Raw genomic sequence first — 15,435 nt, forward strand, 5'->3', positions numbered from 1 at the left:
CCCGCGCCGAATTGTTGGAATGATCGAAGCGGGGCGCTGGCATGCAAGGCAGGCCAGCGCCCCTTTTTACCGCATGCCGCAGACCGTTGCGCAACACGGGTACTGGGAGTAACGCCAGAAATGAGTCAAACGATCGAAGTCAAGGTGCCGGATATCGGCGATTACAAGGACGTGCCGGTTATCGAAGTATTGGTAAAGCCGGGCGATGTCGTCGAGCCGGAGCAGTCTTTGCTGACGTTGGAGTCGGACAAGGCGACGATGGACGTGCCGAGTCCCGCGGGCGGCACCGTGAAGTCGGTGCACGTCAAGGTGGGCGATTCGGTGGCCGAAGGCTTGCTGATCGTGACGCTGGAAGGGGCCGATGCCGGCGCGGCCAAGGCCGCTGCACCAGCTGAAAAGCCGGCCGAGAAGTCGGCTGCCAAGGCCGAGGAAAAGGCACCGGCCGCAGCAGCACCTGCTCCGGCCGCCAAGCCAGCCGCGGGCGCCGCCAAGGATATCGAAGTCAAGGTTCCGGATATCGGTGACTACAAGGGCGTGCCGGTCATCGAAATCGGCGTCAAGGTGGGCGATCGCGTCGAAGCCGAGCAATCGCTGATGACGCTGGAGTCCGACAAGGCGACGATGGACGTGCCGAGCCCCTCGGCCGGCACCGTCAAGTCGATCCACGTCAAGGTGGGCGACGAGGTGGCAGAAGGCACGTTGATCGTCGTGCTGGCGGGCGAGGCTGCGGCGGAAGCCGCTCCGGCCCCGGCCGCGAAGGCTGAATCGTCGGCGCCGGCAGCAGCCTCGGCTCCGGCTCCGGCTCCGGCAAAGCCGGCCGCGGACGAGAAGCCGTCGGCGCTGGCACAGGCGCCGGCGATTCCGAGCAGCAGCTCCTCGCGTCTGAGCCACGCCAGCCCGTCGGTGCGCAAATTCGCGCGTGAGCTGGGCGTCGAGATCGGCCGTGTCAGCGGTTCCGGTCCGAAGGGACGCATCACGCAGGACGACGTGCGCGGCTATGTGAAGGGTGTGATGACCGGTGCGGCGGCAGCGCCGACCGCGGCGGCGGCACCGGCAGGCGGCACGAGCAACTTCGACGTGCTGGCCTGGCCGAAGGTCGATTTCTCGAAATTCGGGCCGATCGATCCGAAGCCGTTGTCGCGGATCAAGAAGATCTCCGGCGCGAACCTGCATCGCAATTGGGTTCGCATCCCGCATGTGACCAATAACGAAGATGCGGACATCACGGATCTGGAAGCGCTGCGCGTCGCATTGAATAAGGAAAACGAAAAGTCGGGCATCAAGGTGACGATGCTGGCCTTCCTGATCAAGGGCGTGGTCGCGGCACTGAAGAAGTTCCCGACCTTCAACGCCAGCCTCGATGGCGACGATCTGGTCTACAAGCAGTATTTCAACATCGGCTTTGCCGCCGACACGCCGAACGGCCTCGTCGTGCCGGTGGTGCGCGATGCGGACAAGAAGGGCGTGCTCGAGATCGCGAAGGAAACGTCGGATCTCGCCAAGCTGGCGCGTGACGGCAAGCTGAAGGGCGATCAGATGCAGGGCGGTTGCTTCTCGATTTCGTCGTTGGGCGGGATTGGTGGCACCTCGTTCACGCCGATCATCAACGCGCCGGAAGTCGCGATTCTCGGCGTCAGCCGCGGCGCGATGAAGCCGGTGTGGGACGGCAAGCAATTCGTGCCGCGCCTGACGCTGCCGATGTCGCTCTCCTATGACCACCGTGTGATCGACGGTGCGGAAGCGGCACGCTTCAACGCCTATCTGGCGCAGGTGCTGGCCGACTTCCGCCGCGTGATTCTGTAAAACAGGGGACGAGTATGAGCCAGGTTGAAATCAAGGTCCCGGATATTGGCGACTTCAAGGATGTGCCGATCATCGAAGTGTCGATCAAGGTCGGCGACACGGTGGCGCTCGAGCAGTCGCTGATCACGCTGGAGTCGGATAAGGCCACGATCGACGTGCCGGCCGATGTCGCCGGCGTGATCAAGGAATTACGCGTCAAGACCGGCGATACCGTGTCCCAGGGCACTGTGATCGCCGTGGTCGAGGCGGAGGCTGCAGCGTCGGCCGACAAGGATGCGGGCGGCAAGGGCGACGCCGCCGCCGCTAAAGCGGCGCCGGCCCCTGCGGCGAAGACGGAATCGGCGCCGGCCAAGCCGGCTGCGTCGGCACCGGCACCGACGGCTGGCAGTTACAGCGGCAAGGTCGATGTCGAGGCGGAAATGCTGGTGTTGGGCGCGGGCCCTGGCGGCTATTCGGCCGCCTTCCGCGCCGCCGACCTCGGCATGTCCACGGTCATGATCGAGCGCTATGAAACGCTCGGCGGCGTCTGCCTGAACGTCGGTTGCATTCCGTCGAAGGCGCTGCTGCACGCGGCGCAGTTGACCGAAGAGGTCAAGTCGCTGGCGGCGCACGGTATCAGCTTCGGCGAGCCGACGATCGATCTGGACAAGCTGCGCGGCTTCAAGTCCTCCGTGGTCGCGAAGTTGACCGGCGGGCTGGCCGGCATGGCCAAGGCGCGCAAGGTCAAGGTGCTGACGGGCGTGGGCCGCTTCATCGATCCGAACCACGTCGAAGTGACGGGCAAGGACGGCAAGCAGGTCGTCAAGTTCAAGCAGGCGATCATCGCCGCCGGTTCGCAGGCGGTGAAGTTGCCCTTCATGCCGGAAGATCCGCGCGTGGTGGATTCCACCGGCGCGTTGGAACTGCGTCAGATTCCGAAGCGGATGCTGGTCATCGGCGGCGGCATCATCGGCTTGGAAATGGCGACGGTCTATTCGACGCTGGGTGCGCAGATCGACATCGTCGAAATGCTCGACGGCCTGATGGCCGGCGCCGATCGCGATTTGGTCAAGGTTTGGCAGAAGCACAATGCGAAGCGCTTCGCGAATGTGATGCTGAAGACGAAGACCGTGTCCGCGGAAGCGCGCGAGGACGGTATCTATGTGACGTTCGAAGGCGAAGGCGCACCGGCCGAGGCACAAGGCTATGACCTGGTGCTGGTGGCGGTGGGACGTTCGCCGAACGGCAAGCGGATCGATGCCGACAAGGCCGGCGTCGTCGTGACCGATCGCGGTTTCATCGAGGTCGACAAGCAGCTGCGGACCAATGTGCCGCACATTTTCGCGATCGGCGATCTCGTCGGTCAGCCGATGCTGGCGCACAAGGCCGTGCACGAAGGCCATATCGCCGCGGAAGCCGCGCATGGCGAAAAGGCCTACTTCGATGCCTTGCAGATTCCGGGCGTGGCGTACACGGATCCGGAAGTGGCATGGGCCGGCAAGACCGAGGACCAGCTGAAAGCCGAAGGCGTGAAGTATGGTCGTGCGGTGTTCCCGTGGGCAGCGTCCGGTCGGGCGATCGCCAATGGTCGCGATGAAGGCTTCACGAAGCTGCTGTTCGATGAAGAGACGCATCGCGTCATCGGCGGCGGCATCGTCGGCGTCAATGCCGGCGACCTGATCAGCGAAGTGTGTCTTGCGATCGAGATGGGCGCCGATGCGGCCGATATCGGCAAGACGATCCATCCGCACCCCACGTTGGGTGAATCGGTCGGGATGGCTGCCGAGTTGTTCGAGGGCGTCTGTACCGACCTTCCGCCGAGCAAGCCGAAGCGTTGAGCTAAAAGCACCCGCAATGCAGGCGTGGGTCAAAGAAAAAGCGACCCGCCGTGAACCGTATCCGATGCGTCCTTCCAGGAAGGGGCCGACATCGGCGGTTCACGGCGGGTCGCTTTTTTTCGCGCCCTGCGCCCGTGCGTCACGTGCATCAAGGCGGTGCCTCGACGCGCGCGGCAACGACGGGTCAGACTGCCTTCGATGCCTTTGCGGTACGGTTCGTCGCGGCGGCGGCCTGCTGGCTCGTATGCACGGCTGCCGCAGTGACGGCGTCGATATTCGATTGCGCGAGCTCGACGACTTGCTTGGCCGCTTTCCTGGCACTTTCATACGCGGCATTCTGCGCGTTCAGCGCGGATTTCACTGCCGCCACGGCCGTTTCCGAGCCAGCCGGCGCGTTGCGCGAAAAGCTGTCCAGGATCTGCTCGGTGCGTGCCTGCTGCGCCTGTGCCTGGGCTTCGAACGCGCGAACGAATTCAGCCTGCGTCGCGGTAACGATCTGGTAGACCTGCTGCGCATACGACGTCGCCTTCTCCGTCAGCGGTTGCGCATTGCTACTTTGCAAGGCCAGCCACTCGCGCGGATCCTGCACATCGAGCGATTGCTTAGCCTGATTATGGCCGTCGGCCAGCAGTGCGCGCGCGGCCGCTATGTTCAATTGCAACAGCTTGTCCGCCCCTTCGAATGCCTGTGCCGTAAGGCCAAACCAGACATCGACTTGGTGTTTGTGTGCGCTCGCCAGCTGTTCCGGAATCATCGTCATCGTTTTGTCTCCACTCCTCGACACCCCATTGAAACGGGCCTGATGCTGCGCCGGGTGGCCGCCCGTCGTCTGCCGACGCCCCGCGCGAAGCCTTGTCCAATGGCCCGGAGAGCATCTTGCCGAAGCGGATGACGCGGGGCGATTCGCCCGGTCCGCCGACTCGGCTATACAAAATGTCGCAGCGCAGCAATTGCAGTCTAGTTGAGATGCGCAAAAGGTCAAGAAAAAAGCGGGCGCTTAAAACCCTCGCTTGAACAGACGCCGGTTCGTGAGACGATGCGCGGTATGCCGGGCAGGGTAGGGCGGGGCGTCGACGGAGCGGTTTCGGGGACGCGCGGACGTCCGAGGGGCGCTTACAACGCGCGGACGCCGAAGGTGGTACTTTAACTAAGGGACCTAAGTATCTAATTGCGTTAATTTACTATCGCTCGTACACTTATTGACAATAGCGGAAAGTCCCTTCCGCAGCGTCCAATTTTCTTCCTGACTGCATGAAGAACCCCAATTTTACTCAGGAAGCCCGTACCGGCCTCGCGCGCAAGCTCGCAGCGACCGTTCGCGCTTCCTTCTCTGCGTCGTTGGCGGTATCGCTGACTTACGCCGCTGTCATCGGGACCGGTCTGTTTGCCACGTCGTCGGTGCAAGCCGCCGAAGCCAACAAAGCCAAGGTTCACCATCCTGTTCACCACATTGCCAATGCCTCGCGGACGACGAATGGCGGTGCCAAGGTCGTCAAGGCGTCGGTCCATCCGGCGAGCTTGCACCGAGGCACGCATCGCGTCGAACGGACCAAGACTGTCGCCCGGGCGGCGCATCGTCGCGTCCACGGCGTGGCCTTCGCGCAGCACACGGCGCCGTTCCGTTTGCATGACAGCTTGCAAGATGGTCCGATGCTGCGCTCGTCGATTGCCTATGTCGTCGACGAAGGCACGGCCGCGCCGCTGTTGAATCGGAATTCGTCGTCGATCGTGCCGATCGCCTCGATCAGCAAGCTGATGACGGCGATGGTCGTCCTGGATGCGAAAGAGCCTTTGACGGACACCTTGATGGTGACCGACGAGGATCGCGATTACGAAAAGGGCTCCGGCTCACGGTTGTCGGTCGGTTCGCGCCTGTCGCGCGAGGACATGCTGCATATCGCCTTGATGTCGTCGGAGAATCGGGCGGCGGCGGCGCTGAGCCGTTACTACCCGGGCGGTCGTCCGGCCTTCGTCGAGGCAATGAATCGCAAGGCGCAGTCGCTCGGCATGGTCAGCACGAAGTTCGAAGACCCGACGGGCCTGAATTTTCATAATGTGTCGACGGCGCAGGATCTGGTGAAGATGGTCGAGGCGGCGTCGAAGTATCCGCTGATTCGCCAGTTCTCGACCTGGCCGTCGTACGACGTGGATACCGGCCGCGCGCGTCTGCATTACGCCAACACGAATGCGCTGGTGCATAACGCGACGTGGGAGATCGGCTTGCAAAAGACCGGTTTCATCAATGAAGCGGGCGAATGCATCGTCATGCAGACGACGATTCATCAGCGTCCGGTCGTGATGGTGCTGCTGGACTCCGTCGGTAAGTATTCGCGGGTCGCCGATGCGCAACGGGTACGTGACTGGTTGATTCAGACCGGTGCGATCCAGCGCGTGACCAGTGCCGATACGAGCCACTCCGGCACCTGATCGGAAAGTAGCTTCGCGATATCGGCCCAGGGGAACGGGCCGTCTTTTCGCGCATGCTGCGCTTATCACGGGCTTATCACGCGCGTATTACGTTAAAGATAGCGGTGGCGCTTTAGCGCCTTGCCACTGCTACGCATTAAAGCGGTCGCGGCGCCGCCTTAGGAATGCGCGCCCTGATTTCGGTCGCCGACATACCCCAGCGCATGCGAGATGCGGCTTGCGGTTTCGCCGAGCTGCGTGATCCATGACTCCTGCAGGCGATCGGCCGGTGCGGAGAGGGACAGTCCCGCCACCAGACGTGAACCATCATCGAAGACGCCCGCTGCGATACAGCGCACGCCCAGTTCCAGTTCTTCGTTGTCGCGCGCGCAGGCGTGTTCCCGCACCCATTGCAATTCCGTTTCCAGCTTGCCGAGATCGGTGATGCTGTTCGCGGTATGTCCGGCCAGGCCGGTCCGCGTTGCATAGGCGCGCACCCGCTGGATATCGTCGTTTGCAAGAAAGAGCTTGCCGACAGAGGTCAGGTGCAGCGGCGCGCGGCCGCCGATCGCCCGGACGACCTGCATGCCGGAGCGTTCGCTGAAGGAACGTTCGACATAGACGATTTCATCGCCCTGACGCACCGACAGATTGACTGTCTGGCCGGTCGCGCGATGCAGCTCGCGCATCGGCACCAGCGCCGCTTCCAACACCGATAACCGTGCTTTGACCAGATTTCCCAATTCGAGCAGGCGCATGCCAAGACGGTAGGCGCCCGGCTCGCTACGATCGACGAGTCGCCCGGCGAGCATATCGTTCAGAATGCGGTGCGTCGTGGAGGGGTGCAATCCGGTCATGGCGGACAGGTCTTTCAGACTGACCGAATCGCGTTGCGAGGCGAGCGCATCGAGCAGTCGCAGCATCCGGTCGATGACCTGGATCGTCGTGCGCGATCCGCCATCCCCGTTCAGACTTGCGACATGCCCCTCCTGGCCCGCGGACGGATCAGGGTCGGGCACATCGCCGACCGTGCGCGCGGCAGCGCCGGCGAGACCTTCCGGAACGGACGAAGCAATAAGGCGCGGCGCTTTGGGGGAGGAGGGCAAATCGCTCATCGAAACTCGCATCGGGACCAGAGGCATATCATATCGTGAAATACCGGGTCCGCAGCGTCGATGACCCGCGAGAGCGGGTGGGATTGATCTCGATTTACCTGCGCGGGAAAGCGGATCGGTGTCGCGATCAGCCGCGCGCGGCGATGGCTGCCGCGCATTCGCGCACCAGCGAGGGTCCGCGATAGATCAAGCCGGAGTACAGCTGCACCAGCGAGGCGCCAGCGTCGAGCTTCTCCAATGCGTCTTGCGCACTGAAAATGCCGCCCACGCCGATGATCGGCACGGCGCCCTGCAACCGTGCATGCAGACGGGCGATGACGCGCGTGGATGCCTCGCGTACCGGACGTCCCGACAGGCCTCCGGTTTCTTCGGCATTCGGCAAGCCTTTCACGGCCTCGCGCGAGAGCGTGGTATTGCCGGCGATCACCGCGTCGATGCCATGCTGTACCAATTTGTCGGCGATTTCCTGGATGCCTTCTTCGTCCAGATCCGGCGCGATCTTCAGGGCCAGCGGCACGTGCTTGCCGTGCATGTCGGACAGCGCCTTGCGACGTTCCGTGAGGGCGCCCAGCAGCGCGTCGAGCGCATCGGCATCTTGCAATTGACGCAGATTCTTCGTATTCGGCGACGAGATATTGATCGTCACATAGCTGGCGAAGGGGTAGACCTGATCCAGGCAGAACAAATAGTCGTCGACGGCGCGCTCGATCGGCGTCGTCGCATTTTTGCCGATATTGAGCCCCAGGATGCCTTTCCAGCGCGCGGCCTGCACATTCGCGATGAAGCGCTCGACGCCGGCGTTGTTGAATCCCATCCGATTGATCAGTGCCTCGGCTTCCGGAATGCGGAACATCCGGGGCTTGGGATTGCCCGGTTGCGCGCGCGGCGTCACGGTCCCCACTTCGATAAAACCGAAGCCAAGGCCGGACAAGCCGTCGATGGCCGCGCCGTCCTTGTCCAGGCCGGCCGCCAAGCCCACCGCATTGCTGAATGTCAGTCCCATCACCTTGACCGGTGCGCGCACGGGCGTGCCTGCCAGGCAGCCGGCGATGCCGGTGCGGCCAGCGGCGCCCAGGGCAGCCAGGGTCAGGTGGTGGGCCGTCTCGGCGTCCATACGGAACAAGGCCTGACGGGCAAACGGATAAAGGGGACTGAGCACGGTAGGAAGGAAAGGGCCAAAAACGCGCTATTTTAGGCCGAGTGTCCGCTGCTGCGTAGACAAAATACGCAAAGTGTCCGAAATGCACGCCATGCGCGGAGCGGCGACTATGGTGCCGTGTCTGCGGTGCCGGTCGGCGCGCCGGGATCGAAGGGACGCCAGGCGCCATCGATAAACGCTTCCAGCGGGCGGAATGCCGCCTTGTACGCCATTTTTCGGCTTTCGCCGATCCAGTATCCCAAATACACGTAGGGGAGATTCAAGCGGCGCGCCTGCTCGATCTGCCAGATCACGTTATAGGTGCCGAAGCTGCTGCCGGGCACGTCGCAATCGTAGAACGTGTAGACGGCCGAGAGGCCGTCGCCGAGGATGTCGACGATGCTGACCATGCGTAGCGGCGCGCCGTGCGCCTGGGGCTCGTCGAATGTCACCAAGCGCGAATTGACGCGGCTCTGCAGCAGAAACTGGTCGTATTGTTCCCGGCTGTCGCGATCCATGCCGCCCCCGGCGTGGCGCAGCGACTGGTAGCGGGTATAGAGCGCGTAGTGATGTTCGTCGAAATGCAGCGGATCCGCCTGCGCGTGGAGACCGCCGTGCTGCTTCCAAATCCGCCGTTGCGTGCGGTTGGGACGGAAGGCGTCGACGACGACGCGCACCGGCACGCAGGCGCGGCAACCCTCGCAGTAGGGCCGATAGGTGAAGACGCCCGAGCGCCGGAAACCGGCGCCGACCAATTCGGTATAGACATCTGAATTGATCAAATGCCCGGGCGTCGCCACTTGCGAGCGCGCAATGCGATTGGGCAGATAGCTGCAAGGATAGGGGGCTGTCGCATAAAACTGCAATGCCGATAGCGGCGACAGCGGGAATGCCTTCGGGTGGGTCACGCGAAACTCCACGGGGCGCTTAGGACGTCAGTCTAGCATCATGGTTCCGCCGCTTGAAAGGGGGAAGCGGCGGTCCAGCGTGCCAACACGTGTTTGTCAAAGCGCCAGTTCGGCGGCGCCATGCGACTCGCCCGTGCAAGATGGGCGACAAAGGCCTCTCGACTTATCTCGCGTGCGCCCATGCGATGCAGGTGTTGCGTATTCTGCTGGCAATCGATCATCTCGAAAGCGTGCGCCTCGGCATAGGCGCATAGCGCCGCGAGGGCGATTTTCGAGGCATCGCTGCGCTCGGCGAACATCGATTCGCCAAAACACATTCTGCCGATCGCCACGCAATACAAGCCGCCGACGCGCATGCCGTCATACCAGGTCTCGACGCTACGCGCGAAGCCGGCACGATGCAGGGCGCTATAAGCCTCGACGATGGCCTCGGTGATCCAGGTGCCGTCCTGTCCCTCGCGCGATGCCTGGGCGCATGCGCGCATGACCGCGGAGAAGTCGACATCGATGCGGATTTCCCAGCGCGGATCGCGCTGCACCAGCCGTAATGTCTTGCGAAACGAGCGGGAAACATCGAGGCGGCCCGGCACCAACACCATGCGGGGATCGGGGCTCCACCACAGCACCGGTTGTCCGTCCGAATACCAGGGGAAAATACCCTGCCCGTACGCGCTCTTCAGCCGCTCCGGAGTCAGTTCGGCGCTGGCGGCCAACAGACCGGGCGCATCCGAGTCCGCGCCGAGGGCGCAATGGAGGGGCGGAAACGGATCGCGCGACGTGAGCCAGGTAATCATCGCGCAGTATCAGTCGGCGTGGTGCGAGCCGCCTGCGGGTGCGCGCTGTGCCGCGGCATCGGCCGAGCGGGAGGCGATTTCGTGCGGTTCCGTGCGCATCGGGGTGAGGATGTCGGCGGTGTGCAGTGTGAAAGCGTCACGACGGCGGTCGTCGAAGAAAGCGCGCAACGTCTGGACGACAGTGGAAAAGGCCAATTCGTCCCAGGGAATCTCCGCTTCGGTAAAGAAACGGACTTCCAGGCTTTCCTCTCCGGCAGCCACCTCCGGATCGCGCAGTGGCGCGAGATAGAAAAAATGCACCTGATCCACGTGCGGGACATTCATCACCGAGAAAAGGCGCATGGTGTCGGCTTCGACATGCGCGCCGGCCTCTTCGAACGACTCGCGGACCGCGCATTGCCACGTGGTTTCCGCCAACTCCATGAAGCCGGCGGGCAGCGTCCAGTATCCGAGCCGGGGCTCGATCGCGCGACGGCACAGCAGCACTTTCTCTTGCCAGACTGGAACGGTGCCGCACACATTGCGCGGGTTGACGTAGTGGATCGTTCCGCATGCGGAGCATACGTCCCGTTCGCGTGTGTCGCCCGGAGGAATGAGCCGGGAAACCGGAGTGTGTCCGCAAGTCGAGCAGTAGTTCATCGGCAGAGCGTAGGGGAGCGGTGGTGGCTTTTCGAGCGCGGCGTTCGCGCCTCGGCGAGGCCGGCTGCGGAACATGCGGCGTGCCGACGAAGTGTATCATCGCCGCGCGATCACGCCGCGCCATTGCGCGCCGTGGCGGTCGACGGATCCAGCGGGTAATGATGCCGGGACGGCATCGCGTCGGATCGCCGAAAACGAAAAAGCCGCGATACAAAAATGTATCACGGCTTTTTCGTGTATTTGGTTGCGGGGGCAGGATTTGAACCTGCGACCTTCGGGTTATGAGCCCGACGAGCTGCCAGACTGCTCCACCCCGCGTCTGAGAAAGAAACTATAACGCGTTTCAGGAGACCATGCAAGCACTTTCATCTATTTGTCATCGAACGCCGCACGGGGCAGCGTTCGGTCGTGCTTAATGGCAGCGCACCACCAGCGCGCGATTGCGGATATTTGCCGAGAACAGGCCGTTGACGGAGCCGCCCGTTGCCGTGTCGTCGCCTTCCTTGGACACCACGTCATAGCCGCTGGCGCCGCACGCGCGGCCGGCCGATTCGTAGCATTGCGCCCAGCTCTGCCGTGCATCGCTGCCGCTGCAGTTGATGGTGAAGCCGTTCGTGCCATCCGGGAGATGGATCAACTGCGTCGTTTGTGAGGATTCACAGGCCGCCAACGCGACCGGCAATACCAGCGCAACGAGGCGCGCTTTTGAGAGCAGGCGGACGAGGCGGCCGACGGGAGAGGATGCGAGTGCGTATGTCATGCCTGATCTGGTTTTGTAGGAATGTTCAGTCGATTCTATCAAGCGCGCGCGGAGCGCGTCCGAGGACGATCGTCCAGGCGCGGTACGATAAAGATGAACCACTCACAGGTAATGCAGGGAGGAATGCAATGGCAGGACGAATCACAGGACCGTATCGCGGCTTTTTCATCAATGCGGAAGCGACGCTCAGCGGCCAGCAGCCGCCGCATTATGTCGGCGCCCTCAGTCTGACGGAGCATGGCGTCGACGAGCCGAGAAAACTTGAAAGACTGGTCCCGCTAGGCGATGCCACCGCGTTTCCCGACAACGATGCGGCGCTGAAGCGGCTGGAAACCGAGGCGCGGCAAATCGTCGATGCGCTATTCGATATTCCGGTGCAGGACGAGGATGTCCGGCCCGGCATGTAAGCCAGATCGAAGGTCGCAGGATGTGCGCGCCGTGCCGCGCCGATTGCGGGGCACGGCGCGCGACGCGACCGCCCTGTCGAATCAGTTTGTAAAGATTGCTTACGTTTGAACAAAGGTCGTCACACTTTAGATGCCTAGCGACCGCGCGAATCGCTTGAACCTCGTGGAATACCCGTGTGGCCAGGACGGGATGCAGCTGGTATGGACTTTGCTATAACAGGTTCAACCAACCATACATATATACGGGGTGTTACATGTTTGACTTCGAGCCGGGCTATTGGCTGATCGTATTGGCGGTTGCCATCTGCTTTCTAACGGCTGTGGTCGTATTGGCATCATCGATGATCCTGGAAGAAGACGAAAAACATCCAGGGCATACCGGTCTACCAGGTCGCATTGCGGCGTCGCCGCGTGACGATTCGGGCGCAGCAGCCAGCTGATCCAACCGCCCGCTCAAACTTAGTCGTCCCCGTCGTCCGAATCAGAAAATCCCGCGCTGCCACTGAATGCGCGGATCATGATCAGCGTTCCCCATCCCCAAAACCCATTGCTCACGGCGCCAAAGGCGACGCGTGGCAGGATATTGCCACTCGGCCAGATGCCTTGTACGGGTCCGAGGACAAATATCGACATGGCTGTCGGGACGATCGCACCGAATACAAAGGCGGGAATCCAAGGCGCGGGCCGATAGGGCTCGATACGGAATACCCATGCCATCACGACGGCATAGCAACCGGCCGCAATCGCCGAGACCAGGAAATTAGGGATGCCGAACGCGGGTGCTGGCGTCAGGTCGAACGGCATCTGTGCCGTCAGCCCGGCGGCGTGCAGCATGCCGATCATCGCTTGTTGAAAGAAAAGCACGGCCAGGAAGCCGGACAGGTAAGGCAGAATCAAGCGTTGCATAGGGGAAGGTCGGCACGGTCCATCAGTGGACGGTCCCGCATTATATCGGCTGTCCTCATAGAGCAGGCGTGGTATAGCTGCGCGGTACGATCCGCACCACGGCGATACGCGGTCCGATCATCTTGTCGATCAAGACATCGAAGTCGTCGAAGGGGATGCGCTGGCCTTCGCTCGGCAGCTCCTTCAGTTTGTACATCACCAGGCCACCCACCGATTCCACTTCCTCGACGCCCAGCTCGATCCCCAGCGCGCGCTCCAGCGTGAACAGGGGCAGGCTTCCCTTGCCGACCAGACTGCCGTCCGAGAGATGGGTCCATTCGTCACCATGCGCGCCGAATTCGTCGCGGATTTCGCCGACGATGGCCGCCAGCAGATTGTCCAGCGTGATGAAACCCACCGGCTTCACCGGTTGCAAGGGATCGGCGTGTCCGACAATGGCAAAGTGCGGCGCGCCGGCACGCAGACGGCGGAACAGCTCGATGGCAGGCAGGTTCGGCGGCACGCGTTGCGCCGGTCGCACGAAGCGGTCGAGGCTATCGAGCGACTGCGGCGGCGTGTTGTCGAGACCGGACAGAAACAGGTCCTTGGCGTTGATGATGCCGAGTACCGTTTCGCCGTCCGCGGCGAAATAGGGATAACGGGTAAAACGGGCGGTGCGCGCGATGTCGAGATTTTCGGCGACGCTGAGCGCTTGCGACATCGACACGACTTCGCCGATCGGCCGCATCAAATCCGAGATCTCCAGCTCGCCGAAGTCCATCGAGTGCGCGAGGATATTTTGTTCGCGCGCCGTCATATTGCCGCCGGTACGGCTCGAGCGCAAAATCAACTTCAGTTCCGACGGCGAATAGCTCGCATCGAGATGCCCAGTATTGCCCAGGCCGACCAGCTTCAGGGTGGCGCCGGCGCTGGCGTTCAGCAGTTTGATGGCGGGCAGCGCCATCCAATAAAAGCCGTACAAGGGCCAGGCGGTCCAGGCACCGACTTTCTCCGGCAAGCGCAAGGCCAGCGATTTCGGGGCTAGTTCGCCGACGACGATATGCAGGAAAGAAATCGACACGAAGGCGATCGTGAAAGAGATGCCCTTGATCATCGCCGGCTGGCTGACGCCGACCCACGAGAGCATCGGCTCCACGACATGCGCGAAGGCCGGCTCGCCGATCCACCCCAGGCCGAGTGACGCCAGTGTGATCCCCAGTTGGCATGCGGACAGGTAGGTATCGAGTTCACCGTGTACCTGCTTCAAAATCCGGCCCCGCCAACCGAGTGACTCCGCCAGTTCGGCGACCCGCGTGCTGCGCAGTTTGACGAGGCCGAACTCGGCGGCCACGAAGAAGCCATTCAACAATACCAGCGCAAATGCGGCGACGATCAGGAGGAAATTTTGCATAAAGGGGTGTCCAGCGCGACGGGCGGGTTGGACCAAGCCTAGGGAGCGTCAGTATAAGGGATGGAAAAATAAGCGCACGCGGCACCGGATCGACGGATGTCGCTTCACGGTTAGTCTGTCGCGGGAGCGATGCGTTCGGAGCGGCGATGTGGCAGGACGCCATTGGTCGCAGGTTTGCCTGAGAGCGCGTCGTGACCCCGAGCCGATGGATCGTGCACCATGCCGGATTCCGTCGGCGAGCGGGGTGCCTCGCGCACCATGCGCTGGCTGGCATCGTGTTGCGGCGCATGCACGATGCCGCGCTGTGCCGGGCGACCGTGCATCGTTCCGCTGGCGGATGCGGCCTTTGTCGACGAAGAAGCGATGCCTGACCCGTGCGAGTGATCCGCGTCGACCACGCGCGAAGTCAGGCGGTTTGCCCATGCTGCCGATGGCGCGAATGCGATGCCGAGCGGCAGGGCGACGAGTACGGTGAGTACGACGCCGGTTCGGATCCGAGGGGAGGGGTGAAGCAGATAGGACATGTCGCAAAAGGAGGCGTGGTACCAGGGTAGCGACGAGAGGACATCAACCTTGCAACGAGATTACACGGAAAGCGCCAGGGAGGAAAGAGGCGGCGCGTGGCAGCGGTTGCGTACGCAGCGCTGCGCGGCAGGCGCCCAGCTGGCAGCGCGATGCAGCGCCAACAAGCCGCGCTTCCCGCTTTATAGTTGGCCGGTTTGAATTTCACCCGTCTGCAGCGCGGCATCGAGCAGTTTTTGTTCACTCACCTTACGGATGGCGTTCTCGATCAATGCCTCGGGGCTTTCGAAGCGGGCCTTCAGTGCGGCAATCGCGCCCTCGGCTTCGAGGATGACCAACGTCTCCGGATTTTCCGCCGCGCTGAAAATCACGCGCGTGTGTTCCGCGCCGTCGCCGAGGGTGGCGCAGAATTCTTGGTTTTGGCCGCTGACCGTGTAGGTAAAGTTCTTGATCATCTCGATCCTCGCTGGTGGATGGGCAGGGCAGGGCTGGCTGACGGCCAGGATTGCTTGCGTTGGCGTTCGTGCCGCGCCTTGTCGTGGCGCAGAGGCGCGATCGTTATTCCAAGGGCGCGTCGGCTGGGTCGTCACGAAGCGGCACGTCCGATGGTGCGTCGCCGGGAATGCCGGGTATGTCATCGGGCTGCGGGGCGCTGTCAGGGGCGTGTCCCGGCTGGCCTGGCACGGGGTCCGGGCGATGAAAGAGACGAGAAATGCTAAGCGTTTTGGATAGTGAGTGCATGGTGCTCATTCCGAAGAAAATCGAAAGCATTCATGCAAAATTCGCGCCAGACCGGTCCCGTGCGTCACGCCGTATCGCGTGAGATAGGC

General features: G+C 62.7%; 16 protein-coding genes and 1 tRNA gene. 5 read left to right on the top strand and 12 right to left on the bottom strand.

What is annotated here, in order from left to right:
- The first annotated feature begins 120 nt into the window (after nt 1–120).
- Nucleotides 121–1,803, top strand: a complete 1,683-nt coding sequence (gene aceF, locus ABEG21_RS07700; RefSeq protein WP_347554080.1) for a dihydrolipoyllysine-residue acetyltransferase — start codon at nt 121–123, stop codon at nt 1,801–1,803.
- A gap of 14 nt (nt 1,804–1,817) precedes the next feature.
- On the top strand, nt 1,818–3,620 hold the full coding sequence (lpdA, locus tag ABEG21_RS07705) for a dihydrolipoyl dehydrogenase (protein ID WP_347554081.1): 1,803 nt from the start codon (nt 1,818–1,820) through the stop codon (nt 3,618–3,620).
- A 184-nt stretch (nt 3,621–3,804) separates the two neighbouring features.
- Here the strand turns inward: lpdA and ABEG21_RS07710 are convergent, their stop codons facing one another.
- Nucleotides 3,805–4,380 (bottom strand): phasin family protein, encoded by a 576-nt coding sequence (locus tag ABEG21_RS07710; RefSeq protein WP_347554082.1) that lies wholly within the window; start codon nt 4,378–4,380, stop codon nt 3,805–3,807.
- Between the two features lie 491 nt (nt 4,381–4,871).
- Between ABEG21_RS07710 and pbpG the strand changes: the two genes are divergently transcribed.
- Nucleotides 4,872–6,047, top strand: a complete 1,176-nt coding sequence (gene pbpG / locus ABEG21_RS07715) for a D-alanyl-D-alanine endopeptidase (RefSeq protein WP_347554083.1) — start codon at nt 4,872–4,874, stop codon at nt 6,045–6,047.
- 158 nt (nt 6,048–6,205) lie between these two features.
- Here pbpG and ABEG21_RS07720 read toward each other — a convergent pair whose 3' ends face one another.
- The 7 genes from ABEG21_RS07720 to ABEG21_RS07750 form a co-directional block, all read right to left on the bottom strand.
- Nucleotides 6,206–6,949: an IclR family transcriptional regulator gene (locus ABEG21_RS07720; protein WP_347556675.1), complete on the bottom strand. Its 744-nt coding sequence runs from the start codon at nt 6,947–6,949 to the stop codon at nt 6,206–6,208.
- Between the two features lie 319 nt (nt 6,950–7,268).
- The gene (locus ABEG21_RS07725) at nt 7,269–8,300 is read right to left on the bottom strand and encodes a quinone-dependent dihydroorotate dehydrogenase (RefSeq protein ID WP_347554084.1); all 1,032 of its coding nucleotides are present in this window, start codon (nt 8,298–8,300) and stop codon (nt 7,269–7,271) included.
- A gap of 107 nt (nt 8,301–8,407) precedes the next feature.
- Nucleotides 8,408–9,187: an arginyltransferase gene (locus ABEG21_RS07730; RefSeq protein ID WP_347554085.1), complete on the bottom strand. Its 780-nt coding sequence runs from the start codon at nt 9,185–9,187 to the stop codon at nt 8,408–8,410.
- Between the two features lie 38 nt (nt 9,188–9,225).
- Nucleotides 9,226–9,981 (bottom strand): leucyl/phenylalanyl-tRNA--protein transferase, encoded by a 756-nt coding sequence (gene aat / locus ABEG21_RS07735; protein ID WP_347554087.1) that lies wholly within the window; start codon nt 9,979–9,981, stop codon nt 9,226–9,228.
- Nucleotides 9,982–9,990: 9 nt separating this feature from the next.
- On the bottom strand, nt 9,991–10,620 hold the full coding sequence (locus tag ABEG21_RS07740; protein WP_347554088.1) for an NUDIX hydrolase: 630 nt from the start codon (nt 10,618–10,620) through the stop codon (nt 9,991–9,993).
- 241 nt (nt 10,621–10,861) lie between these two features.
- A tRNA-Met gene (locus ABEG21_RS07745) sits at nt 10,862–10,938 on the bottom strand.
- A 94-nt stretch (nt 10,939–11,032) separates the two neighbouring features.
- Nucleotides 11,033–11,380 (bottom strand): hypothetical protein, encoded by a 348-nt coding sequence (locus ABEG21_RS07750; protein ID WP_347554089.1) that lies wholly within the window; start codon nt 11,378–11,380, stop codon nt 11,033–11,035.
- A gap of 128 nt (nt 11,381–11,508) precedes the next feature.
- Here ABEG21_RS07750 and ABEG21_RS07755 point away from each other — a divergent pair, with 128 nt between their 5' ends.
- Nucleotides 11,509–11,787: a hypothetical protein gene (locus ABEG21_RS07755; protein WP_347554090.1), complete on the top strand. Its 279-nt coding sequence runs from the start codon at nt 11,509–11,511 to the stop codon at nt 11,785–11,787.
- A gap of 254 nt (nt 11,788–12,041) precedes the next feature.
- Nucleotides 12,042–12,227, top strand: a complete 186-nt coding sequence (locus tag ABEG21_RS07760; RefSeq protein WP_347554091.1) for a hypothetical protein — start codon at nt 12,042–12,044, stop codon at nt 12,225–12,227.
- A gap of 19 nt (nt 12,228–12,246) precedes the next feature.
- Here ABEG21_RS07760 and ABEG21_RS07765 read toward each other — a convergent pair whose 3' ends face one another.
- The 4 genes from ABEG21_RS07765 to ABEG21_RS07780 form a co-directional block, all read right to left on the bottom strand.
- Nucleotides 12,247–12,693 carry a hypothetical protein gene (locus ABEG21_RS07765; protein WP_347554092.1) on the bottom strand — a complete coding sequence of 149 codons (447 nt, stop codon included), beginning with the start codon at nt 12,691–12,693 and terminating at the stop codon, nt 12,247–12,249.
- 55 nt (nt 12,694–12,748) lie between these two features.
- Entirely contained in the window at nt 12,749–14,083 is a 1,335-nt protein-coding gene (locus ABEG21_RS07770) for a hemolysin family protein (RefSeq protein WP_347554093.1), read from the bottom strand.
- Nucleotides 14,084–14,193: 110 nt separating this feature from the next.
- Entirely contained in the window at nt 14,194–14,607 is a 414-nt protein-coding gene (locus ABEG21_RS07775; protein ID WP_347554094.1) for a hypothetical protein, read from the bottom strand.
- 180 nt (nt 14,608–14,787) lie between these two features.
- Nucleotides 14,788–15,195, bottom strand: coding sequence for a hypothetical protein (locus ABEG21_RS07780; protein WP_347554095.1), 408 nt, complete (start codon nt 15,193–15,195; stop codon nt 14,788–14,790).
- Nucleotides 15,196–15,435: the final 240 nt, after the last annotated feature.

The sequence above is a fragment of the Robbsia sp. KACC 23696 genome (assembly GCF_039852015.1).
In the GTDB taxonomy this organism is placed as follows: domain Bacteria; phylum Pseudomonadota; class Gammaproteobacteria; order Burkholderiales; family Burkholderiaceae; genus Robbsia.

Coding starts and splice junctions, on each gene's coding strand:
- ABEG21_RS07750 (WP_347554089.1), bottom strand. CDS start 11,380: ATGACATACGCACTCGCATCCTCTCCCGTCGGCCGCCTCGTCCGCCTG.
- ABEG21_RS07755 (WP_347554090.1), top strand. CDS start 11,509: ATGGCAGGACGAATCACAGGACCGTATCGCGGCTTTTTCATCAATGCG.
- ABEG21_RS07770 (WP_347554093.1), bottom strand. CDS start 14,083: ATGCAAAATTTCCTCCTGATCGTCGCCGCATTTGCGCTGGTATTGTTG.
- pbpG (WP_347554083.1), top strand. CDS start 4,872: ATGAAGAACCCCAATTTTACTCAGGAAGCCCGTACCGGCCTCGCGCGC.
- ABEG21_RS07760 (WP_347554091.1), top strand. CDS start 12,042: ATGTTTGACTTCGAGCCGGGCTATTGGCTGATCGTATTGGCGGTTGCC.
- ABEG21_RS07765 (WP_347554092.1), bottom strand. CDS start 12,693: ATGCAACGCTTGATTCTGCCTTACCTGTCCGGCTTCCTGGCCGTGCTT.
- aceF (WP_347554080.1), top strand. CDS start 121: ATGAGTCAAACGATCGAAGTCAAGGTGCCGGATATCGGCGATTACAAG.
- ABEG21_RS07720 (WP_347556675.1), bottom strand. CDS start 6,949: ATGCTGCGACTGCTCGATGCGCTCGCCTCGCAACGCGATTCGGTCAGT.
- aat (WP_347554087.1), bottom strand. CDS start 9,981: ATGATTACCTGGCTCACGTCGCGCGATCCGTTTCCGCCCCTCCATTGC.
- lpdA (WP_347554081.1), top strand. CDS start 1,818: ATGAGCCAGGTTGAAATCAAGGTCCCGGATATTGGCGACTTCAAGGAT.
- ABEG21_RS07775 (WP_347554094.1), bottom strand. CDS start 14,607: ATGTCCTATCTGCTTCACCCCTCCCCTCGGATCCGAACCGGCGTCGTA.
- ABEG21_RS07710 (WP_347554082.1), bottom strand. CDS start 4,380: ATGACGATGATTCCGGAACAGCTGGCGAGCGCACACAAACACCAAGTC.
- ABEG21_RS07740 (WP_347554088.1), bottom strand. CDS start 10,620: ATGAACTACTGCTCGACTTGCGGACACACTCCGGTTTCCCGGCTCATT.